The organism is Blastopirellula marina (genome assembly GCF_002967765.1).
Classification (GTDB): Bacteria; Planctomycetota; Planctomycetia; order Pirellulales; family Pirellulaceae; genus Bremerella; species Bremerella marina_A.
This window is the reverse complement of record NZ_PUHY01000006.1, coordinates 189,515-211,414: the sequence shown is the minus strand read 5'-3', so window position 1 is coordinate 211,414 and position 21,900 is coordinate 189,515. Positions and strand designations below refer to the sequence as shown.

Annotated in this window: 21 protein-coding genes; 7 read left to right on the top strand and 14 right to left on the bottom strand. The window is 54.0% G+C overall.

Annotated elements, in window-relative coordinates; translation table 11 throughout:
• Nucleotides 1-7: 7 nt before the first annotated feature.
• Nucleotides 8-256 (bottom strand): winged helix-turn-helix domain-containing protein, encoded by a 249-nt coding sequence (locus C5Y83_RS08875; protein WP_105329320.1) that lies wholly within the window; start codon nucleotides 254-256, stop codon nucleotides 8-10.
• Between the two features lie 119 nt (nucleotides 257-375).
• Complete coding sequence (locus tag C5Y83_RS08870; RefSeq protein ID WP_146117716.1) at nucleotides 376-834, bottom strand: hypothetical protein; 459 nt, start codon at nucleotides 832-834, stop codon at nucleotides 376-378.
• 325 nt (nucleotides 835-1,159) lie between these two features.
• Between C5Y83_RS08870 and C5Y83_RS08865 the strand changes: the two genes are divergently transcribed.
• Nucleotides 1,160-1,924, top strand: coding sequence for a tetratricopeptide repeat protein (locus C5Y83_RS08865; protein ID WP_158262296.1), 765 nt, complete (start codon nucleotides 1,160-1,162; stop codon nucleotides 1,922-1,924).
• A 191-nt stretch (nucleotides 1,925-2,115) separates the two neighbouring features.
• A complete protein-coding gene (locus C5Y83_RS08860; protein WP_105329317.1) occupies nucleotides 2,116-2,349 on the top strand; it encodes a hypothetical protein in 234 nt (77 codons plus the stop codon).
• 33 nt (nucleotides 2,350-2,382) lie between these two features.
• On the opposite strand, the gene C5Y83_RS08855 is transcribed toward C5Y83_RS08860, so the two are convergent.
• A complete protein-coding gene (locus tag C5Y83_RS08855) occupies nucleotides 2,383-3,462 on the bottom strand; it encodes an App1 family protein (RefSeq protein ID WP_105329316.1) in 1,080 nt (359 codons plus the stop codon).
• A 324-nt stretch (nucleotides 3,463-3,786) separates the two neighbouring features.
• On the opposite strand from C5Y83_RS08855, the gene C5Y83_RS08850 reads away from it, so the two are divergent.
• Both C5Y83_RS08850 and C5Y83_RS08845 read left to right on the top strand, forming a co-directional pair.
• On the top strand, nucleotides 3,787-5,238 hold the full coding sequence (locus C5Y83_RS08850) for a YeiH family protein (RefSeq protein WP_105329315.1): 1,452 nt from the start codon (nucleotides 3,787-3,789) through the stop codon (nucleotides 5,236-5,238).
• Nucleotides 5,225-5,443 carry a hypothetical protein gene (locus tag C5Y83_RS08845; RefSeq protein WP_105329314.1) on the top strand — a complete coding sequence of 73 codons (219 nt, stop codon included), beginning with the start codon at nucleotides 5,225-5,227 and terminating at the stop codon, nucleotides 5,441-5,443. Before C5Y83_RS08850 ends, C5Y83_RS08845 begins: the two co-directional genes overlap by 14 nt.
• Here C5Y83_RS08845 and C5Y83_RS08840 read toward each other — a convergent pair whose 3' ends face one another.
• From C5Y83_RS08840 to C5Y83_RS08830, 3 genes are all read right to left on the bottom strand, one after another.
• Complete coding sequence (locus C5Y83_RS08840) at nucleotides 5,444-6,457, bottom strand: cytochrome-c peroxidase (protein ID WP_105329313.1); 1,014 nt, start codon at nucleotides 6,455-6,457, stop codon at nucleotides 5,444-5,446. It lies immediately after the preceding gene.
• 76 nt (nucleotides 6,458-6,533) lie between these two features.
• Nucleotides 6,534-7,316, bottom strand: a complete 783-nt coding sequence (deoC, locus tag C5Y83_RS08835; RefSeq protein WP_105329312.1) for a deoxyribose-phosphate aldolase — start codon at nucleotides 7,314-7,316, stop codon at nucleotides 6,534-6,536.
• A gap of 6 nt (nucleotides 7,317-7,322) precedes the next feature.
• Nucleotides 7,323-8,270 (bottom strand): sugar phosphate isomerase/epimerase family protein, encoded by a 948-nt coding sequence (locus tag C5Y83_RS08830; protein ID WP_233207168.1) that lies wholly within the window; start codon nucleotides 8,268-8,270, stop codon nucleotides 7,323-7,325.
• 642 nt (nucleotides 8,271-8,912) lie between these two features.
• Here C5Y83_RS08830 and pgi point away from each other — a divergent pair.
• The 3 genes from pgi (at nucleotide 8,913) to C5Y83_RS08815 (ending at nucleotide 11,935) form a co-directional block, all read left to right on the top strand.
• Nucleotides 8,913-10,556, top strand: a complete 1,644-nt coding sequence (gene pgi, locus C5Y83_RS08825; RefSeq protein ID WP_105329311.1) for a glucose-6-phosphate isomerase — start codon at nucleotides 8,913-8,915, stop codon at nucleotides 10,554-10,556.
• Nucleotides 10,553-11,440: a fructose bisphosphate aldolase gene (locus C5Y83_RS08820; RefSeq protein ID WP_105329310.1), complete on the top strand. Its 888-nt coding sequence runs from the start codon at nucleotides 10,553-10,555 to the stop codon at nucleotides 11,438-11,440. Before pgi ends, C5Y83_RS08820 begins: the two co-directional genes overlap by 4 nt.
• 72 nt (nucleotides 11,441-11,512) lie before the next feature.
• Complete coding sequence (locus tag C5Y83_RS08815) at nucleotides 11,513-11,935, top strand: DUF1801 domain-containing protein (RefSeq protein ID WP_105329309.1); 423 nt, start codon at nucleotides 11,513-11,515, stop codon at nucleotides 11,933-11,935.
• 14 nt (nucleotides 11,936-11,949) lie between these two features.
• On the opposite strand, the gene C5Y83_RS08810 is transcribed toward C5Y83_RS08815, so the two are convergent.
• The 8 genes from C5Y83_RS08810 to C5Y83_RS08775 all read right to left on the bottom strand — a co-directional run bounded on the left by C5Y83_RS08810 (nucleotide 11,950) and on the right by C5Y83_RS08775 (nucleotide 21,860).
• Nucleotides 11,950-13,395 carry a YcjF family protein gene (locus C5Y83_RS08810; protein WP_105329308.1) on the bottom strand — a complete coding sequence of 482 codons (1,446 nt, stop codon included), beginning with the start codon at nucleotides 13,393-13,395 and terminating at the stop codon, nucleotides 11,950-11,952.
• Entirely contained in the window at nucleotides 13,379-14,971 is a 1,593-nt protein-coding gene (locus C5Y83_RS08805; RefSeq protein WP_105329307.1) for a YcjF family protein, read from the bottom strand. Before C5Y83_RS08805 ends, C5Y83_RS08810 begins: the two co-directional genes overlap by 17 nt.
• Nucleotides 14,972-15,183: 212 nt before the next feature.
• Entirely contained in the window at nucleotides 15,184-15,678 is a 495-nt protein-coding gene (locus C5Y83_RS08800; protein ID WP_105329306.1) for a Spy/CpxP family protein refolding chaperone, read from the bottom strand.
• Between the two features lie 75 nt (nucleotides 15,679-15,753).
• On the bottom strand, nucleotides 15,754-17,055 hold the full coding sequence (locus C5Y83_RS08795; protein WP_105329305.1) for a DUF1501 domain-containing protein: 1,302 nt from the start codon (nucleotides 17,053-17,055) through the stop codon (nucleotides 15,754-15,756).
• A gap of 69 nt (nucleotides 17,056-17,124) precedes the next feature.
• Entirely contained in the window at nucleotides 17,125-19,875 is a 2,751-nt protein-coding gene (locus tag C5Y83_RS08790) for a DUF1549 domain-containing protein (protein WP_105329304.1), read from the bottom strand.
• Nucleotides 19,876-19,963: 88 nt separating this feature from the next.
• Nucleotides 19,964-20,656, bottom strand: a complete 693-nt coding sequence (locus C5Y83_RS08785) for a hypothetical protein (protein WP_105329303.1) — start codon at nucleotides 20,654-20,656, stop codon at nucleotides 19,964-19,966.
• Nucleotides 20,657-20,700: 44 nt separating this feature from the next.
• Nucleotides 20,701-21,309 (bottom strand): hypothetical protein, encoded by a 609-nt coding sequence (locus tag C5Y83_RS08780; protein ID WP_105329302.1) that lies wholly within the window; start codon nucleotides 21,307-21,309, stop codon nucleotides 20,701-20,703.
• Between the two features lie 20 nt (nucleotides 21,310-21,329).
• The gene (locus C5Y83_RS08775; protein WP_105329301.1) at nucleotides 21,330-21,860 is read right to left on the bottom strand and encodes an RNA polymerase sigma factor; all 531 of its coding nucleotides are present in this window, start codon (nucleotides 21,858-21,860) and stop codon (nucleotides 21,330-21,332) included.
• Between the last annotated feature and the right edge of the window lie 40 nt (nucleotides 21,861-21,900).

Genomic DNA, 21,900 nt, shown 5'->3' with positions numbered 1-21,900 from the left:
ACTAAGATCATTCCGTGGGCGGGACATGATCGATTAAACCGATCAGTTTATTGCGCCCTTTCTCGAAGAAGTACAGCTTGTTCTCGCGAGCGAGCCAGCCGACGGCCTGCAGGACGAGGTCCTTCTTCTCGCCGACTTCCTTAGTCAATTTCGTGATTGTGGCAGGACCTTCGGTTGAAAGGTATCCCCACACCTGACCGGAGCATTCGCCAATCTTTTGGATGGTTTCTTCGTGGAGATCCGTGGATGTCGACATCGCGAGTTACTCCCCTCTCAGTTGAGAATCGTCGTTGGATGATCCGCCATCACACGGGATTATAAAGGACAGCGATGTCCGTTTGCCAGTCTCGTCGCTTCAGCTGCCTGGGGCGAACGTTACTCGCGAATCAGATCGTGGGTGATGGCATTAAAAACCGGGTCCAATTCTTCGAATTCACGATCCTCGCCTTGATATAAGATCACGCAAGGTCGCACTCCCAACATTAGGGCGCGAATCTTAGCTTGGACGAGAAAATCAAGGCAGTAGAAGCTGAGATCGCAACCGATCAGATCGACCCCTTCGATCGTCTGTTCGGCCGAAACCGACTCAAAATCGGTGTATTCCTCACTCAGAGCATCCCGAACCGCTTCGACCAGGGCCTCGAGCTCGGTTCCTGGTTCGTAGATCATCAATGACCAAAATGCCTCGGTAGGGCTGTGAACCGAGACACTTCGCGGCCAGGCGTTGGTTTGATCTTCGGTAACGCGCCAGTTCTCAGGGTACGAGAACTTAACGCCCAAACTGTCGTACGTGGCAACCACGGCGGCCTTCGATGCGTTGGAGATAGAAGTCAATCGAGCACAATTCTTCGTATTTTAGCGGGTTTGTCGCCTTTGCCTATCGCCACTGGGCAAGGCTTGCCGAGCCTGATATAGGCCTGGAGACGTCAGTTTGGTAGTCTCTCGCGACCGACTTCCTAAGGCGAATGGACTCGCACGGAATTCTATGGGCAGAACGACAACTACTCGATTCGCGAATCGTCGCGCGTTGTGCGCAAGCGGCCTCACGCTTGCTGCGCTGCTAGCGTGCGCAAGCGGATGCAGTACGTTCGGCCGGGCACAAGCTTCCCACGATCGGATCGTTCAAGCACGTCAGCTCACCCAACGGGGTGTCCAGGCGATGCACCGTAACGATTGGGATAATGCCACCAAGTATCTGGCCGAGGCCAAGCAGTACAGCCCCTACGATGTCCAGGCTCGAATGCATTACGCCGAGACTCTGTGGAAGACGGACAAACGCGAAGAAGCGATCCAAGAAATGGAAGAGATGCTTCCCCTGGCGAATGACGATCCGGCAATTCATACCCGTTTGGGACGGATGTATCTCGATTCAGGGGAGCCGACCGAAGCACACATCGCGGCCAACCGAGCAATTGAATGCGATCCCAAATACGCTGAGGCTTGGAAACTACAGGGCGACTTGGCTTTAATAAGGAACGATCTGGCTTCGGCTAAACTCTCCTATATCCGCGCAGCCAACAACGGCGAGATCATGGATCGCGAGGTGCAGCTTCGTCTTGCATCGACCTATCGCCGCTTGGGACAGCCTGGCCAATCGTTGGCTTGTATTTCTCAGGTGCATCAGGCGGAGTTCGGTCAGCGATTGCCGCCTGACGTTGGTATCGAGCAGGCGCTCGCCTATCGTGACCTGGGAAGGAATGTCGAAGCTGCCGACTGCTTGGCTGAGCTGGCCGAATCCAATGAGCTTTCGGAAGAGTTGCTCTTTGCCTGGGCTGAGTGTGAGGTCGCCGCAGGACGGCTGGCTCGCGCCGAATTCGCGGTGAACTCAGTTTTGCAGGTTAATCCACAACATGGTGCCGCTTTGCAGCTAGTCGGCAGGCTACCTGTTTACCGTCAGCAAGCCCAGAATGCATGGCGGCGCTAACCTTTTTGCCTTTTTCTTGTTCGCTTTGTAGCGACTGAATCGATCGTAGGGCATTCGGCTGGGGTTACGGCAAACCGTCGTTCGTTCGACTGCCGGCGTTGGTTGACATCGGTAACGTGCGATCTACGTTTTGAAGACCCGTTCTAGATGATCACGGGTGCTAAAGATATAGCCGACCGGAGATGTCTAAGATGAACCAACCAGCAACAACGACACCCTTTGTGGACCGCCGAAGTCCTCGTAAGCCGGGGGATAGCCCTGTTTTCGAGCGTCGTCAGTTCACCAACAGTCATGAAGACTTGTCACCAGGGGCGCAACAGTTGGCATTGGCGATCGACGAGTACAAACTGCGCAATCGACGAAGATTCATTACTTACGAAGAGATGTACGAAATCATCACAGGGCTGGGATACACCCAACTCTGAGATTTCACTTGGGGCATTTTCTTTGCAACATGATTAGTCGTCTGAGGACGACCGATCTTCGACTTGGGGCAGGTCGTACTCTTGTAGCTGCGATGCGCACGTAAACCGTTCCCACTTGTCATCGGGCAAGTTGCGGAATGCTTTCGTGTATCGCTGATCGTTCGACTTTTTGCCGCCTAGATCGCGAATGAAGATCTTCAGAATCTGATCAGGGTATCTCCGCGCCATCACGCCGTACGTTTCGGGATCTTTTTCGCCCGAATCACCCACCATGACGAACTTTCGTTTTGGGAAGGTGCGCAAGATCTGCTTGATCGCTTTGCGCTTTCCCCACCGCCGAGCAATAAAAAGCTGCAGCACGGTGGGATCGCGAAAACGAACACTCTTCATGTGAAACGAGCCGCCAGGCAGACCTTTTTGGTGAAACAAGTCCGAGAGAGGCTCGAACAACTGCCAAGGGCTGCTGGTAACATAGTGAAACGCCGCGCCCTGCTCGTACCACTTCTGGTAAAGCTCGACCATGCCAGGCACAGTGGCAAACTCGTGTAGGAACGTATTGGCCAACATGTCTTTACGAGTCGACACATGCGTATGCTTGACCGTGTCGTCGATGTCTGAGATGACTGAAATCCCCTCGTCGTCGATCAAGCGGACCAAGCCATCCAGGGGCGTGGCGACGTCGAATTCGGAGTGAATCGCATAGCGCACGTGACGCGTGGCTCCGACTGTCATGGCGATCGTGTCGACATCTTTATCGGGAATAAAGATTGTTCCGCGGAACTGTCCGTTCTTCTTCGACTTGGCTTCGAGAGGATAGACCTTTTCCCCAATCTTCACAGCGATTTTCTTGCCGCTGTGCTGATGAACGGTAAAGCCGAGGATGCGTTGGCGAAAGATGCTCGTCTCGAGTTGTTCCTGGGTCGCGCCCATTAAGCGGGCCAGCAGACGGATCATGACCTTGCGCGGAAGATTCTCCGGAACCGCCTCGAAGACACTTCCGTGAACCTGCAGCACCCACCCGCCGCGATCCACATCGGGATAGGCGTAGGTCGGATAGAGCACAACGCGCTCACTATCCTTCAAATTGCTGAGGGCAGTCTCATCAGGAACCATGTGCTGCCTACGCCGGGACCTCCAAGTTGGGGGAGTCTTCTCGATGGTAATTTTTCGGAAAGTAGGCTACTTCACACTTTCCTGCAATTGGCCATTTCGCATTCTAACCCATCTGGGGCTGGTGGTGCAGCGATCTAAGCCAGAAACTTTGTCGGAACACTTTTCAGAGTTTATTAAGCAGGGCTACTGTTTGCTATCTCACACTATTCGGTGATCCACCGAAGATCTTGCGCCGGTTTGGCTTGGGACGCATAACGAGTTGGGTTATATTCCAGGGACAGACTTGTTTAGCCCGCACCTTGGCTCCCGCCTGATTGCCCACCTATGACTGACGATCCCGCACCAGAATCGACCTCCGATACTGTTGAAATTTTACCACCTCCACCAGGTCTTTCTGAAGACATCATCGCCATTATCGCTGGCGTGGTCCTTTTGGTACTCTGCTTTGCATTGACCATGGGAATGGGGGAGCGGCAAGTTGAAGGGGAAGGTGATAACCAAGAGGTTACCGCGATTGTAAACCCATTGAAGACTTGGGTTGGTAAACCGGGCGGATGGGATCGCAATCCAGTCGATTCTTTCCTGGGTGGCGGCGAAAAGCCAAAGCCAACCTGGCAAGGGACACTTGGGGTGATGTTGATTCTGGCCGTCTTCCTCTCGCTACTTGCTCCGCTGATGCGGCCTGCAGCGAATCCAGGTCACTTCTTAGTCGGCTTCCTCATCTTGTTTGCCTTAGCCACACTCTCTTACGTTTTGGCAGGGCAATCGTTTATTAAGAGTTACAACCTCGAATACGCTTTGTGGGCGCTTATCGTTGGTTTGGCGATCGGTAACACCATCGGCAAGCAGGCATTCGGCGCATTCGGCGAAGCAGCCATTCGGACAGAGATGTACATCAAGACTGGCTTGGTTCTGCTGGGGGCCGAGGTGCTTTTCAACAAGCTGATGACGCTTGGCCAGCCAGGTATATTGATTGCTTGGGTGGTCACGCCGATCGTGTTGATCACGACGTTCTGGTTTGGTCAGCGTGTCTTAAAGATGAAATCGGCCTCGCTCAACATGACGATATCAGCCGATATGTCGGTGTGTGGTGTCTCTGCAGCGATTGCCACAGCCGCAGCCTGTAAAGCGAAGAAGGAAGAACTTTCGGTCGCGATTGGGCTTTCGCTCTGCTTCACGGCCGGGATGATGGTCGTGATGCCAGCCCTGATCAAAGCGATGGGGCTCGACGAAGTTGTGGGTGGGGCTTGGATCGGTGGAACGATTGATGCCACCGGAGCGGTTGCCGTCGCAGGTGGCTTGCTAGGGGATCGAGCTTTAGAAGTTGCCGCGACCGTCAAGATGATTCAGAACATTTTGATCGGCGTGATTGCCTTCGGCGTCGCGGTGTACTGGACAACACGGCACGAATCGGAAGACGGTGCAAAGCCGAAAGTTGATATCAGTGAAATCTGGAAACGTTTCCCCAAGTTCGTGCTCGGCTTTATCGGCGCCTCGATCATTGCTTCGCTCATTTATGCCTACGCAGATCAGGGCGACTTGTTAGTTAGTGGCACAACGGCCGTAACCAAAGGGCTTCGCGGTTGGTTGTTCTGCCTGGCGTTTGTCTGCATCGGGATCGATATGAACTTCCGCCAATTGTCGTCGCAGTTCCATGGTGGCAAGCCGTTGATCCTTTACATCTGCGGTCAAACGTTGAACTTGATTCTGACATTGATCATGGCTTACTTGGCATTCAAGGTCTTCTTCCCAGGATCTGAAAGTGCCATTCCATAGTCAAGCCAAGGGTTGGATTGCACTGTCCGGAATCGTCCTGGCAGTGATCGTAGTTTGGGGCTTCGTTCTGCCAAGATTGTCAGATACGGAACTGGTCCGCGAGCGCGAGGCGTTCTTGAAGAAGAACCGTATCGATCCTGCCGCGATGTTCTACACCGAGCTCGAATGCCTCGAACCAGAGCGTGAGGCAGACCCAACGCCGTAACTATTCCGGCAACTTCGGGCGTTTGATTCGCGGGTAATCGCGGCTACGAAGTCCTTCTCGTAAGAAGGTGATTAAGGCCTTCTTCTCGTCGTCGGTCAATTTCAGTGGCACGATGTGCTTATCGAGTCGCGGATTCTTGCCGCCTCCTTCGTTGTAGAAGTCGACCACTTCTTCTAGCGTTGCCTTGCTGCCATCGTGAAAGTAGGGGGCCGTTCGCGCCAAGTCGCGGAGCAGGGGAGTACGAAATTTTCCGACGTCCTCTTCCCGTCCGGTAAGCGTGGCCAGGCCACGATCTTGTGTACCCGTGTCGAGACCGGTGCCGATATTATGGAATTGGTGGTCCGTGTAGATTTTGGCGATGTGGCAGTTGCCGCAGTGGGCTTTTCCAAAGAAGATGCCGCTACCTTGACCGATTTCGCCATCAAGGGCATCTGCGTGGCCACCCCGGAACTGATCGTAAGGAGTTTCGCCGGCCAGAATCGTCCGCTGAAAAGAAGCCAATGCCCTTGCGATGTTCTCTGCAGTTATGCCGTCTGAGAAAATCGCTTCGAATTGATGCCGATAGCCGGTGATACCGCGCAGCCGTTCTTCTAACTGTTCAAGGCGAATATCCATTTCAGCCGGGTTTTCCAGGGGAAACAACGCTTGCTCTTCGAGCGACGCCGCGCGTCCATCCCAGAAAAAGGTGCGATGGAGACCCACGTTTACGATACTCGGAACGTTTCGTGAAGTTAACGCACCACGCACGCCTTGGCTGAATCTGCGATCATCTGCCCAGCCTTTGTCGGGGTCGTGGCAAGTCGAGCAACTTACCGATTGATCGCCAGAGAGTCGCTTGTCAAAAAATAGTTGCTTGCCGAGTTCGATTTTCTCGGGCGACATTGGATTGCCATCTGGGACGACGATCCAATCGATCCCCACCGGTACGTCGCTGATATAAGTCGACTGGGCAGGCAACTTTTCAGTAGCAGCCAATAGCAGAATCATCACGGGGAGTAGGGCGAATCGACGCATTTTCTTCGGTAGGCAAAACGGCAGGCAGGAAATCGTGATCTCTCCATTCTACGCTTAAGCCGCGAAAGGTGACGAATTAATAGCCGCCTTGCCCCAGTTGCCCGCTTTTGCTGGGACTCGATTCGATCGGCTTATCAGCGTTGTAGGCATCTAGGATTGCCCGGGTCGCGCTCGTACCACAACGCGTTGCTCCAAGTTCTTGCACGCGGACCAGACCCTTTAAGTCACGCACACCGCCGGATGCTTTCACTTGAACGTTCGCGGAACAAGCTTTTCGCATTAACTTGAGATCGTGTTCCGTAGCACCCTGATAGCCGTAGCCCCCACCATCTTGCTTGACGAAGCCGAAGCCTGTGGAGGTTTTCACCCAGTCGGCGCCTGCCGCTTCGCAGATTTGGCAAAGCTTGGTTTTTAGTTGATCGCTCGTTAGGCCAGCTCCGCCGCTGCCCAGGTAGTCGTTCTCGAGGATGACTTTTACCTTCGCACCATGGCGGTGGGCTTCCTGACAGACCGCTTGGATATCGTGAAACACGAAGTCCCAATCGCCGCTCATTGCCTTACCAATGTTGATCACCATGTCGATTTCGACAGCCCCGTCACGACACGCCTGTTCGGTCTCGTATCGTTTAACTTCAGTGCTGTTACTTCCATGGGGAAAACCGATTACGGTTCCAACTGCGACGCCGCTGCCGGCTAAGATTTCCACGGCACGTTTGACATAGTAGGGTTTGATGCAGACAGAAGCGACTTCATAAGCGATCGCAGCCTGGCAGCCCGACTCAAGCTCGGCATCAGTCAGCGTGGGATGTAAGAGAGCGTGGTCGATCATCTTGGCCAGATCTTCGTACCGGTATTTCATGGACGTTTACTTTCGCGTAGGAATCGTGGAATAACGGCGTGGAATGAAGTTGCGCAAGTAATGGCTGCTTTGTTTTAAGGCCAGGTAACGGTCATCGAGAGATCCTTCGTACGCGGCGTCTTCCACCTCGACACAAACCGGGCCGCGATAGCCAACGTTGCCCAGCATAGCCACGAAGCTCCCCCAGTCGACGTCCCCCAGGCCGGGCAGTTTGTCGGCGTGAAAGTGAGTCGGCATCGCATAAATACCGGCATCCTTTAAAGCGTGCCAATCAACTCGAGTATCCTTGGCATGGACATGAAACAGGCGCGATGCGAACTCTTTCAGCGGTTGTAGATAGTCGATCTGCTGCCAAACCAAATGCGAGGGATCGTAGTTCAAGCCTAACGCGGAGCTTGAAAGATCTTGAAACAAGCGACGCCAGATCGCCGGAGTCGTTGCCAGATTAAGTCCACCTGGCCACTGTTGATCGTTGAACAACATGGGACAATTCTCGATCCCAACCTTTACTTGATACTGCTCAGCGAATTCGATCAGAGGGCCCCATGTGTCGAGCATGCGTGGCCAATTTTCGTCGACCGACTTGGCTGGATCGCGTCCGATGAAAGTATTCATCTGCCCAATGCCTAGTTCGGCCGCAGCCGCGATCACCTGGCAGATATGATCTGTTGCGACCTTCGCTTCCTCCTCGTTGGTGGATAGCGGATTCGGGTAGTAGGCTAGGGCACTGATCTGCACTTCATACTTGTGCATCAGTTGCTTAATTTCCGCGACGTAGCGAGTATCCAGCTTGGCGACGTCGATATGCGCCGTACCGCCATAGCTTTGTCCAGGACCTTTCGCTGGCCAGCAGGCGACTTCTACGCAGTCATAATCGTACGCCGCAGCCGTAGCGAATACCTGTTCGAGATCTGCTTCCGGGATGATTGCGGTAACAAAACCAAGTTGCATCATGTGGACCGCTCCATGGTGAAATCCGCGGGGATTCTTCTTTCAAGCGTTGCATTCTTTCAGTGTACCGAATTGGAGAGAAAGTGGAGGGGCCATGACTTGGGTTAACATCGCAAGAAAAAGCTGGGAATTGCTATCGCTGCTGCTATGTTGATGAATTGCCCGTAAACGCCAGCTAGATACTTGCCTCGAGGGATCAACCATGTCGCAGTTCGATATCAACCTGGACGAAGAGCAGGATAAGAAGCCAGCCTAGGGTTTCAAATAGGATCGAGTTGGCTAGAAGGCGTTATGCCTATTGGGAGGTGAATTTGGCTTGTTGGCGGTCTGGCGCTTGGTCGTATCTTCTTTTGGTCGATTGGAATTTGCGTGGTTGGTGTCTACTTTCGGATCGATGGACTGGCGGGCGAGGATGGCGTTTGGTAGCAGCAAGATAGCAATAGCTCGGAAAGGAATCAGGCAGTCGTGAATAATCTTAACGGCACCCGGGTTTCAGACTCATTTCCTCAAACCGTACAATAAGGGATGCTGCTGCCATGCCATCCATCGCTGCTGACGGGATGCCAGGCAGTTGCCAACGAGATAATTGTCGCCCCGACGGTGACCTGATATACGTGCTCGAGATTGCCTACCCAGGAGAAAACTGTGACCGCTCAGATTCAATCCCTTTCTGATCGTCAAGCATGGAAAAAGCTGACTGCTCACTTTGAAGAAATCCGTGATCTGCACATGCGGCAGATGTTTGCCGACGATCCAAAGCGTGGCGAGCAAATGTCGACCGAGGCGGTAGGCCTATTTCTCGACTACTCAAAGAATCGCGTCACGAAAGAAACCCTCAAGCTGCTGGTCGACTTGGCCAAGGAGTCAGGCCTCCGCGAACGTATCGATGCGATGTTCAGCGGTGAGAAAATCAATCTGACCGAAGACCGTGCCGTACTGCACGTCGCATTGCGGGCCCCACGTGGATCGACCATCACTGTCGATGGCGAAAACGTTGTTCCTGGCGTACATGAAGTTCTCGACCGGATGACCGCGTTTGCTAATCGTGTTCGCTCTGGGGAATGGAAGGGGCATTCCGGCAAGCGAATCAAGAACATCGTTAACATCGGCATCGGCGGTTCCGACCTTGGCCCCGTGATGGCCTATGAAGCGCTGAAGCATTATTGCCAGCGTGATCTCACCTTCCGCTTTGTCTCGAATGTCGATGGTACCGACTTCGCGGAAGCGGTGATTGATCTCGATCCGGAAGAGACTCTTTTCATCGTGGCCTCCAAGACGTTTACCACCTTGGAAACGATGACCAATGCCAACACGGCCCGTGACTGGTCGCTGGCGGCGTTTGGTGGCGAAGCAAGCTCGGTTGCCAAGCACTTTGTCGCGGTTTCGACCAACGCCGAGAAGGTTACCGAATTTGGTATCGATACGGCCAATATGTTTGGTTTCTGGGATTGGGTTGGTGGTCGTTATTCGATGGACTCGTCGATCGGTCTTTCGACGATGCTGGCCATTGGTCCGGAAGGCTTCCTGGAAATGTTGAGTGGTTTCCACGAAATGGACGAGCATTTCCGCACCGCTCCCTTCGAGGAAAACTTGCCGGTTTTGATGGGGCTGCTGTCGATCTGGTACAACGATTTCTTCGGCGCGGAAACGGTCGCCGTGTTGCCGTACGATCAATACTTAAAACGTTTCCCTGCCTACTTGCAGCAGCTATCGATGGAGAGCAACGGCAAGTACATCACCGTCGATGGCAAACGCGTCGACTACAACACCGGACCGATCTTGTTCGGCGAGCCGGGCACGAACGGCCAGCACTCGTTCTATCAGCTGATTCACCAGGGAACGCGACTGATTCCTTGCGACTTCATCGCGTTCGGCAAGTCGCTAAACCCACTGGGGCGTCATCATGACATGCTCCAGGCCAACGTTTTCGCCCAAGCGGAAGCACTGGCGTTCGGCAAGACAGCCGAAGAAGTCAAAGCCGAAGGAACCGCCGATTGGCTGGTGCCTCACCGTGTGTTTGAAGGGAATCGACCTTCCAACGTGCTGCTCGCAGAAAGCCTGACGCCGGCTCTCTTGGGTAAACTAGTTGCGTTGTATGAACACAGCGTCTTCACGCAAGGGATCATTTGGAACATTGATTCGTTCGATCAATGGGGGGTCGAACTCGGTAAGAAACTGGCCCAGCGTATTATTCCCGAACTAGAGTCTTCGGAGCAGCCGGAACTGGAACACGATAGTTCCACCAACAACCTGATCCGAATCTATCGCAAGATGAAAGGGATGCCATGAACGAAGCACAATTGAAAAAGATGAAGTCCCATCCAGGGTTTGTCGCTGCTTTGGATCAAAGCGGTGGCAGTACGCCACATGCCCTGGAGTTGTACGGCGTGGCTGGCGACGCTTGGTCGAACGAAGAAGAGATGTTCGACCTGGTGCATCAAATGCGTAGCCGCGTGATCACCAGTCCTGGGTTCACTGGAGAACGGATCCTCGGCGCGATCTTGTTTGAAGGAACGATGGATCGTGCGATCGAAGGTCAGCCAACCGCGGACTACCTGTGGGAAGTCAAGAACGTGGTTCCTTTCCTGAAAGTCGATAAGGGACTTGCGGCGGAAGACGATGGCGTTCAAATCATGAAGCCAATGCCTCAACTGGCCGAGCTACTAGAGCGAGCCAATGCGAAGCATATCTTCGGCACGAAAATGCGTTCGGTAATCAAGCAGGCTAGTCCTAGCGGAATTACCAAGATCGTTGATCAGCAGTTTGAGGTCGCTGAGCAAATCATCGCAGCTGGCTTGGTGCCGATTATCGAACCGGAAGTTGATATCCATTGCCCCGAGAAAGCGAAAGCAGAAGACCTGCTCAAAGCAGCAATTTCCGCCAAGCTGGACGCCCTGGACGATGGCAAGTTGGTCATGCTGAAGCTGACCCTGCCTGAAAAGGCAGACCTTTACGCGGACTTCGTGAACCATCCGGCAATCGTTCGCGTGGTGGCCCTGTCGGGCGGTTATTCCCAACAGGAAGCAGACGGCAAACTACGGGCAAATCATGGCGTGGTGGCCAGTTTCTCGCGTGCTTTGCTGGAAGGACTTTCGGCGAAGCAAACCGACGAAGAGTTCAACTCGATGCTCGATACTTCGATCCAAAAGATCTATGACGCGTCGATCACGTAGTGTCGGTTTGTGGATGAGTGAATTGCTTGTGAAAGCCCAATGGTCGCAACGCTGCTGAGGTGAAATCGGAAGATGGCGGAAAATAAGACGAAGCCAACCGGTGTTAGTCCCACCAAGTTCATCAACGAACTGGAAGATCCTCAACAGCGAAAAGACTGTAAACAACTCGTGAAGATGATGAAGTCCGCTACCGGCGAGAAAGCGGTAATGTGGGGGCCAAGCATCGTCGGGTTCGGCGCGTATCACTACAAGTACGCATCGGGTCACGAGGGAGACATGATGATCGTGGGGTTCGCCCCACGTAAGAGCCAGTTGAGTCTCTACCTCAGCTGCGACATTCAGCAAAGTGCCGATTTGTTGGCCAAGCTAGGCAAACACAAGACTGGCAAAGGTTGTCTCTACATCAAAAAGCTCGAGGACGTCGATCAAGACGTCCTTACAGCACTGATCCAACGTGGTATCGACGAAGTCGAGCAAAAGCATCCCCAAACGTAACCGCCGGGCGTAAGCTATTTGTCGTCCGAGTGACGATTAAGGTGTAGCTTCTTCTGGATCTCTTGCTTGAGATCTTGAAGCACTGATTTCTTGTCGGTTTCCGCCAGAATCCGTTTCACCACCGTCTTTGGACCTTCGTCGCCCCAGCTTGCGCCATGCTCGAAGTAGTACTTCGCTGCCTTGCCAACAATGTAGGAACCGTAGCCAGCCGCGGCACCTTGGGGAAGTGCCGTCAGCACGGTTCCCCAGCCGAGGGTCGCTGCTTTGACGAACGAACTGAGGGCATGTGTACCGAGTTCCGCGGTAATGGTCCAGCCGGCGGCTTGAAGGATGCTGGTTGCCAACTTTTCGACGTTGGACCAAGTCATATCGATGCCGTAGATGTGCGCCAACGCTCGCAGCATCGCGAGATCGACGGCACTTCCACCCAGGACATCGAAGAACGCGGCCGGATTCGCACCGACGGCCACTGCTTTAGCAACCGCGAAGCTCCAAACCGTTTGATTCGCACGTCGATCGCGGATCTTCACTTTTAACGCGGCAACACGATCCGACTTGTCAGCTGCGTACATCGCTGCGTTAAGTGCCAGTAAGCCTAAACCGTCCTCTTCCAACACTTCCAAGAGCCGCAGTTTCAAGTCTTCAATCTTGGGAGGTGGATTTCGCCATTCGCTTCGTTCGGTGCCGTCCGCTTGTTGGATGATGTACTCAACTTCCTTCGGTTGAGCGGCGGTTTCGACAATACTTTCGAGCGGAACGATGCCTTCCAAACGCTGTGCCAGGATCTCGTCGAGACGTTCACGCTCTTTCTTGGAGTAGAGGTCGACCTTGTTTAACACCACGATGATCGGTTTGTTGACTGAAGCCAACGCTACTAACGCCGAATACTCGGTTTCGTTTAAGTCGGAATCGATGACGAACAGGATGACGTCCGCCTGGCGAGCGGTATCTTGGGCCATCTCACCTCGATCAGCACCACCTACCTCGTTGATGCCTGGCGTATCGATCAGCACGACTTCGCTATTGGCCAATCCTGGGATTCGGTAACCGGCGCCATTCCAGGCAACGTGCCAGATTTCTTTCGTCCAGCCTCCTTGGATATCGACTTCGGTCACGGCTTCACCGACCAACGCATTGATCAACGCTGACTTCCCGGTGCTGATTTCGCCGAAGACAACAATCTCGACCCGGCCTGAGGTTAGCTTCGTCTCCATGGTTTGCAGCTGGCTCAGGTCCTGACGTAGCAGTTCCTTTTCCTGCTCGCTGCAACCGCGGAAGCGATCAAGAGTGTGGCGGACCGATTGCAGCGCATCAAGATAGCGGCGGTCGTCAGAGAGATTGGACGCCGTACTCGATTCTGCCTTAGCCAAGGCCGCTTCCTCGCTCGTGTTTTCCGGCGTGGGATTGGTCGGCGGCAGATCGGAATCGCTCTCCTTTGGGGCGTTACTTTCGTTCTGCATAGCGTTGTCGAGCTTCCTGAACCAATTTTCGCAGGTACTGAGTATCGGTCACGTTCTCCCACTCGCGGCGGGCAAGCGCGGCCAAACCACCTTCCGGTTCCTGCATACCATTTTTGAAGTAGACCATGAAGACACTACCGATCCAGCGGGTGACCAACGCCATCACGATACCTTGCAGGGCACCGCCAGTGATTGTTCCAAGGCCCGGGACACTCTTCAGCATCGAGGCCACCGCCATGGTAATTACCGGAGCGGCTAATTGAACTCCAAGGTAACCCAAAAGCTGTTTGCCCAGTTGCCCAAGCAGGCTCACGGCCACATCAAGATCGACATCCTGGCGATAGATCTTCGCCAAGTCGACGACCATTTTGGTCGATATTGCCACGCCTGCGGCGATGTCGACGACCGGCAGCGGACTGGTCAGGGCCCCGGTACCCCCGGCGGCCCACATGTATCGGTTGATTAACTGATTGGCTTGGCGATCGATCGACGCTTCGACCTCTTTACGGGCCTTCTCGACGAGTCCGCGCGATTGCATCAACAAGTTAGCCAACAAGAGATCGGTGCCATCTTTTTTGATGACCTGCATCATGCGGCGCGCGAGTGGTTCGATGCTGAGCGGGACGTCGACTTCCTCTTCGATTTCCTGGCCATCCGGCAGCACGCGAATACGCCGACGTTTGGTGGTGCGGGAACGAACCGAGAGGATGTCTTCCGCTTGAATGAATTCCTTGGTTTGCTGCGTGATCTGTTGCAGCAGCTTGGCCTTGTCACTGTCGGTAAACCAGTCTTCTTTGTTGAGACAAACCAAGACCCGTTTATCCATACGAGCAAGGAGTTCTAGAAGCTCGAATTCACTATGCCTGAGCGGACCGTCGACGACCAAGAGAACGATATCGGCATCTTGGGCCGAGTCGGTCGCGATTTCTTGATGGAGGGCACCATCTACTTCACCTAGCCCAGGGGTATCGATTAATTGAACTTTGTTGTTGCCGGGCCACTCGACCTGATTCCGGTGAACGGTTGTCCCGCCGACGACATCCATACTGAACGTATCGCGGCCGGCTAAGGCATTCAGAAGCGACGACTTACCGCTACTGATTGTCCCAAAGGCGATGATCTCGAGATTGCCTCCTTCTAGCTTAGCTTCAATCCGATCGATCATGGGATCGACCTGATCGCGGAAGTCGCCATCGAACATCTCGCCTTGAAGGTCGGAGATATTGCGAAGGTTTTCTTCGAGTTCGTTTCGTCGTTCGTCGGAAGAGAGCTCGTGAGGACTACGGTTGCGGATTTCGCGACGATGCTCTTTACGAAGCTTGGCCACATACAGCGTCCAGACCAGGTAACTGAACGTGCCAACAACCAAAACGGACCCGACACCGACAATCCCGAAGTAGACCCATTTGCCTACCGCACCAAGCTCGTTGCCTTCACGAATGATGCTGGCGATCCAACTGGGAACATAGATCAACGCAGCGCCCAGCAGAACCAGGAGCACGAGCAGACCCAAGCCCTGGTTTTTCCACGGCTGAGGCGTCTGGTTTCGGTTAAATAGGTGGCGAAGGAAGTTCATGTCTTAGTTTAGGTTACGCGGTGACCAAGATCATCGCCAACGGGGGGCGACCAGGGCAAGCTCGGATTGGGCCTGTTTTGCTGGATAAAAACAATTTTACCGCCAAGAAACGAAAAAAGCGGACCGAATTGGTCGGTCCGCTTCTCAGATCGATGCTGCCAGATGCAGGCACTTAGCCAATTCCGGCAGGCGATGATCGCTTTGGGGGGAGCCTACTCGGCCTTTTTCTTTTTATTCGCACCGGGCTTCTTCTTATTGAAACCGAGCTTTTCTTTTTGTTCGTCGGTCAGAACGCTCGCCAGCTTTTCGCGAATCTTGCCGTTAAGTTCCATGACCGCTTTCTGAGCTTCTTGTTGCTCGTCGGTTAGTGGAGACTTGGCGTTGACGTAATCACGCATTTCTTTGCCCTTTAAGCCTTTTTCTTTGGCTTCTTTCTGGGCGGCCATGCGAGCTTGACGGTCTTCCTTCGTCATGCCGACGGCTTTGGTCAGTTCGGCCAACTTGGGGCCAAATTCTTTGCGAATGGCCACGACCTTGGCTTTCTGTTCTTCGGAAAGGTCAAGCTTCATGACCTGGCCAAAGATTCCAGGATTGGCATTCTTGCGCTGATTCTTTTTCGGTTTGGCATCTTCATCGGCGCCAAAGGCGGATCCGACGGAGACAAGGGCTACCAGCGCGAACATCAACAGGGTGCTACAACGAGACATAAAACAGGGACTCCGAATGAGTAGGGGGAAAAGTTAACGAAGTGTGAAAACTCGAAAGGTGCCACTCTTCATGCATTATGAGAAGAGCTGGCGAATTACCTTGCCGTCGCGCACGATGGTGATCGGTCGGCCGGTGTTGGTGTGATATTCTTTGGTGTGATCGATGCCCAGGTTATAGAAGAACGAAGCAGCCGCATCGTCAGGCTTGAAGCCTTCGCCATCCTTCGGCAAGGTTGCCTTTTCATCGCTTTCGCCGATGACCTGACCACCTTGGATGCCACCGCCTGCCATGAGCATGGTCATGCAGCGAGGATAGTGATCGCGACCACCACGACCGTTGATTTTCGGCGTACGACCAAATTCGCCGGTCACGAATACGCCCGTCGAATCGAGAAGACCACGCGTGTGCAAACCGTTGAACAAGGCAGCCAGGCCGTTATCCAGCTTTGGCAGCAGGTTGTCTTTCAGGCGAGCGAAGTTGTCGGTGTGCGTGTCCCAACCACCATTGGTGATGGTGACAAAGCGGACGCCACTTTCGATCAATCGAATTGCCAGCAAGCAGCTCATGCTGAAGTCGTCGGCTTCAAACGGTTTCGCAAACTTGGGGTTCTCCTGTTCGACGTCGAACGCAGCCCGAGCCCTCTTCGAGGTGATGATCGAGTGGGCCTGGTGGCTGAAACGATCGAGGCCATCGAGTAGTTGATCATCAGACTCAAACCCGGCAAACGTTTGATCGAGTTCCGCTAATAACTTGTGGCGACGTTCGACCGTTTCGATAGTAAGCCCGCCGGACAAGCTGATTCCGCGCACCGAATAAGCCTGTCCCGGCTTGGGCGTACTATTGGTTGCCAGGGGAGCGTATTTCACACCGAGATAACCAGCCGAGTGTGAGCTACGGGGGATGGCCACGAACGAGGGAAGATCTTCTGGGCCACCAAGCTCTTTGGTGACGACCGAACCGTAAGCAGGATACTGCAGCGACGCCAATGGACGCGTCCCCGTATTGACGTATTCGGTACCCAGATTGTGGGCCGCCAACGTATGCGATACGCCACGCAGGACCACATACTTGTCGGCCTGTTGTGCCAGTTTCGGCAAGTGCTCGCTGAGCTCGATACCTGGGACATTCGTCTTGATCGGAGAGAATTCGCCGCGATATTCGCTTGGGGCGTTTGGCTTGGGATCGAAGGTATCGATATGGGTTGGCCCACCATTCAAGTTGACGAAGATCCCAGCTTTGGCCTTGCCGCCAGATTCGACTTGACCTGCTTCGGCCATCGACATGTAGGTGGCCAAATTCATACCAATTCCACCCATGACGCCGACCTTCAGGAAGTCACGTCGGCGTACTCCGTCACATGTTCGATTACTGGGCATGCGAAGATCCTTGAACCGTTTATTGATGGGAAGTGTTTGTGGGAACTGTAAAGTGAAAAGAGAACTCGTTTAGTGATTAACGATGAACTCTTTGGTGTTGAGCAAAGCCCACATCAGGTCATGAAGGCCCGCTACGGGATCTTTGGCTTCCTGGAAGTGGGACAGCGAGATCGTCATCTCTTTCTCGCTCGGCTTACGGCTGAGTGTACGGAGATAGGCTTCCTCCACCATCTCGGCAGGCGAATCGAACGCGACTTCTTCAACTGGTTTTTGCTTCGCCTCGGTCTTGAGCTCGTCGAGTTGATTTCGCAGTTTTTCCAGACGCTTTCTGCCGGCGGTCACTTTCTGACGGATTTCATAAGCCCGTTGCTTGTTACCGTTTTCAGTTAAACGCAGGATTGCGTCACGTCCGTTCCCAAGTTGCTCGTATAATCGCTTGATCTGAGCCTGGATTTGTTGCTCTTGGGTCGATTTCTTATCGATCTGCGGCTTCATCGATCGGCCGACTTCTCCGACCCAGCTTTGGTTACTTCCAATCGCTGAGTGGAGGCTGAAGTCGTTTTGGAGGAAGACTGTTTGCAACAACGTGGCTTCCATGCTGCGGTCGCAATCGCAATTGCTGGCACGTTCGCTCCGTCCAAAAATCTGCAGAGGATAGGAGGAATTGCCCGTGAGGCGTGTGCCAGGGATCGCGATCGCTCGCTTGTCGATGTCGGAGAGGTACGTTCCGATCGTCTCGTCCCCAGCGGTCGCCTGTTGAATGATGTCGTACGCGACTTCGGCCGGAAGGCGACGTGGCACGGCGCGGCTGAAGTTGCGAGTATCAAAACGGTTCGTTTCATTAGGAACCCACGAGAGTTGGTAAGTACGGCTGTTGGCAATTTCACGGTGTAGCCACTTTAAGTCGTAATCGTGGGCGACGAATTGCTCAGCTAGGTAATCGAGCAGGGGAGCATTGCTAGGTGGATTACCCAGGCTTAGATCGTCGGTGGGATTCACGATACCTGCACTGAAGTAGGTTGCCCAAACACGATTGACGATCGCCCGAGCGAAGTAGGGATTGTCCTTTCCACGCAGCCACTCCATGACCGGCTCGCGGACGTCTTCATAATCGCGAAGATCAATCGCCTCTTCACCTAAAACGCGTGCTTCTGGCGAACGAGAGGCTAGGCCACGGTCCTTCTTGTTCTTCGCGTTACGGACAGCGTTCGAGCGAACGGGCGTGACGACCAGTTCGGGGAAGGGAACGGTCTTACCCTTTTGCAGCTGCTTGGCAAATTCTCGGCGCTGCTGGTTGCCGCGCAGTGTCTTGTCGATATCCAGGTTGTCGAGCATCGCCTGGTATTCGTCAAAAGCATCGCGGTCGTTGCGTGGGGGCTGTGCCGCGAAGCGGGCCCCAGTGAAGAAGGTTTTGAACTCGTCAAAATCGTTCTTCGACCAAACATCAAACGGATGCTTATGACACTGGGCACACTGAATTCGTACACCCATGAACGCGTAAGCAAACGCGATGGCACGTTCTTCCGGTTGACGGAACTCACGGCGAGCCCAGTAGTGTGTCATGTATTTGCGATCAGCGAACGAGTCCCCTTCGCGGTACATGTCGCTCATCTCTTCACAGTATTCGCGGTAGCTTTCCCCTTCCAATCGACTACGGGCGAGGATGATGCCTTCGGCGATTTGGTCATACGGCGTATTCTTTTCAACGCGATCGTAAATCCAGTCGTACCACTCTTGGGCTGGGCCGACTCGCATCGGAGAAACGTTGACCAGTTGTTGATCGTTATTGCCAGTGATGTCGCAAAGCAGCGTCGTCATCTTGGCGACGTAGGCAGGCGTTTCAAGAAGTTGATCGATCTTTTGAGCTCGTTTGTCTGGATTGCTATCGGCGTTGAACGCTCGGATTTCAGACGGCGTGGGCAACGTGCCAGCGATGTCGAGGCTGACGCGGCGGAGGAATTGCTCGTCGGAGGTTAGGTCAGACGGAACGATTCCCATCTTGCGTAACTTCTGGACGACCAACTGATCGACCTTGGTGGGCGCAGGGACGTCGGGATAGCTCTCACCGATAAGCTGGCTCACTGGGCGAAGGACGGGTACGGCGATGACCGCTTTGTCGTACGCGACGACAACATGCGTGTCCCCTGATTCGTTGGACGAAACCAAACCATCGCGATCGATGTTGGCAACTTGATCGTCATTGGTGGTGAAGCGACAAAGCGGGGTGACATCTTCCCGGCTGCCGTCGGCCCAGACTGCGATCGCGGTTAGCTGTTGTGTCTGATCTTTATCAGAGAAGACGATTTCCTCGGGCGTGACTTCCAGACGGTCGAGGATGGCGACCTGACTCTCGTCGAATTTGGCGCCAGCTTTGATCCAGTTTTTCAGGACGCGATGTTCCCAGCTGCCAAGTTCGTAAACCTGGCCACCTTCGTGCATGTCTTCGTCAGTGGGCTTGAAGATGATCAAGCTTTCATCAGGCGATTCTAAGTCGACGCGTGGTTCTTCGCCGGTGGTGATTGCCGCGTGGTCCGCTTTGAAGTCGTAGCCGAATAGCGAGAGGATAAAGCCACCTCGACCTTGGAACGAACCGTGGCACGAGCGTCCGTTACATCCCATACGGCTCATCAACGGGATAACATGCTTCTGGAAGTCGGGCGTTTCGGTAACGTCTTCCGGAGTGAACCGATCGATGATCGTAGGGGCGACCTTCAGATCAGGCTCGGCATTGCCGAGGGATTCCGCTGAGGCAGAACTTGTCATGACGATAGCCAGGGCGGCTACGAGCAATAACCAAAAGCGAGAGGTGATTGCATTCATTGGGCTGCTATCCTTCGCGGTATTTGGAACGTGGGGTGTGACCATGAACCTGATTCTTGGGTAAGAAGATGTCGTGGGAATAATCGTCTCACTTGCCGTCGGTTGTCTTTTCCGGATTCTTTTTGGAAGGCCGATCCGGGGCTGCTAATTGACGCATTTGACGTTCGATTGCCACTTGGCTTTCTTCATCAAAGCGTTCCAGGTTGCGTTCAAGACGCTCGACACGGAGTTGGGCTCGCTCGAGTTCTTCCTTCATAAACTTCACTTGAAGTTCGCGTTTCTCGGTCAGTGCTTCACGCAGCTGATTTCGCAGGTCATCATTACCAGGGTTTAATTGCAAGCGGGCTGCCAGCAACGTGGCATTGCTGTTGACCTTCCAAAGCTTTAGCTGTGACTCATACAGACGCGGGTTGCGATCTTTTAGCGAGCTAAGTCGTTCGCTCACGCGATAAAGCTCGCGAATTGCCCGGCCGTATTCCTTTTGGTCCATACCTCGCAATTGCTTCAGTAGTTTCTCGAGGGCCGGATGATGTTCTTTGGCGAATGCCAAGGCTTGTTCTTCTCGCTGCTCGCGTTCCTGTCGACTGAGTTTGTTCTCGGCATCGATCGATTGAGCCAACTGACGAGGGCGGTCTGTGTTGGCATTCGAGGTTACTGGAACCGTTCGGCCCTTTTGGACTTTGGCGTCTTGAGCTGTGGCCACCTCGCTGGCAAACAATCCCGCCAAGGCCGTCAAGGCAACAAACCCGAGAGAACGAACTGGTGTCGAAACGAGCATCATCAGCAATATCGAAACGTTAAATGGGACAACGGTACGGACAGAAACTACATGGAGGGGCGAACGGGGGAATCGTCCTGCTCGGCTGCCAAGGCCTTCAGCATCCAAGCGGGAGGTGACGTGGGCGAAGCGGCAAGGAACGTCTCCTCGACATTTTCCTCTGGAAGTGCATCGACCGAGGTAAATGTCAGAAGGTCGTCTTCCCAAAGTTCCGCCAGTTCATCCGACTGCGACTCGAATTGTTCCGCCCAAGCCGAAGCCAAGTGGACTTCTTCGCTAGGGGGACTTGGCCCGGCGACGTCGTGGTTTGCTTCATTCCAGTAGAACGTCACGCTGCCAACTGCGGCAATCAAAAGCGACGCCGCTAAGGCTAGGAAGAAACCGATAGGCAAAGTGCCGTTCCCCGGAGCGGTCGTGCTGGCCGCCGCGACCGAGGCATGCTCCGTAGGAACGGTAAGAGGCACGTGCGCTGCATAGGTTGTTTGGGTTAACTGGACCGCTTCGGCCAATAGTTCTCGAAGCGATTGATCGGTCGCCAACTGCTCTTCAAAATGCTCTGCCTCGGAAGGACTCATTTCGTCCAGCAGGTAACGAACGGCATCAAAGAACCGGGCGTCATCGGAATCGAAGTCTACAAAATCAACACTACGGATCATTCGATGATTCTCGTTGTTGGTTAGGCGTCGCGCTGGGTCCAGGCCAGCTTGCCGCGTAACTTAAGCATGGCATTTCGCATTCGTCCCAAAGCTGTTCCTAGAGGAATGTCTAGCTCCTCTGCGATTTGGGCGAACGTTTTGTCTTCATAAATTCGCATTCGCAAGACTTGCTGTAAGTCGGGCGAAAGCTGTTGGATGGCTTCGCGGACCGTGGCGGTCATTTCCTCGCGAACCAGGGGGTCGTCCTCAATGGTCGAATCTTCCGGCTGGCTTTCCAGCAGACGATCGAGAACCCTCTTGTGAGTTCCTTGCTTCCGGCGATGGGCCAGTGCTTCGCGGTAGGCGACTTGGAACAGCCAAGCCTTGCGGCTATCAGGCTGAGTTTCATGACCCACCTCTACCAGTTTGCGAAACGTAGTTTGAATGATGTCTTGAACCTGATTCCAATCGGCGACCACCCCCCAAAGGAACCTGCGCAGCTCTTCCCCGTGCTCTTGGTAGAGGGCCGCAATCTCGGCTTCGGTAAGCCGGTGTTCAAAAGGAGATGTCAACGCCTTGGAGTCCTACGCCGCAGTCGCCTAAGCGGCATCT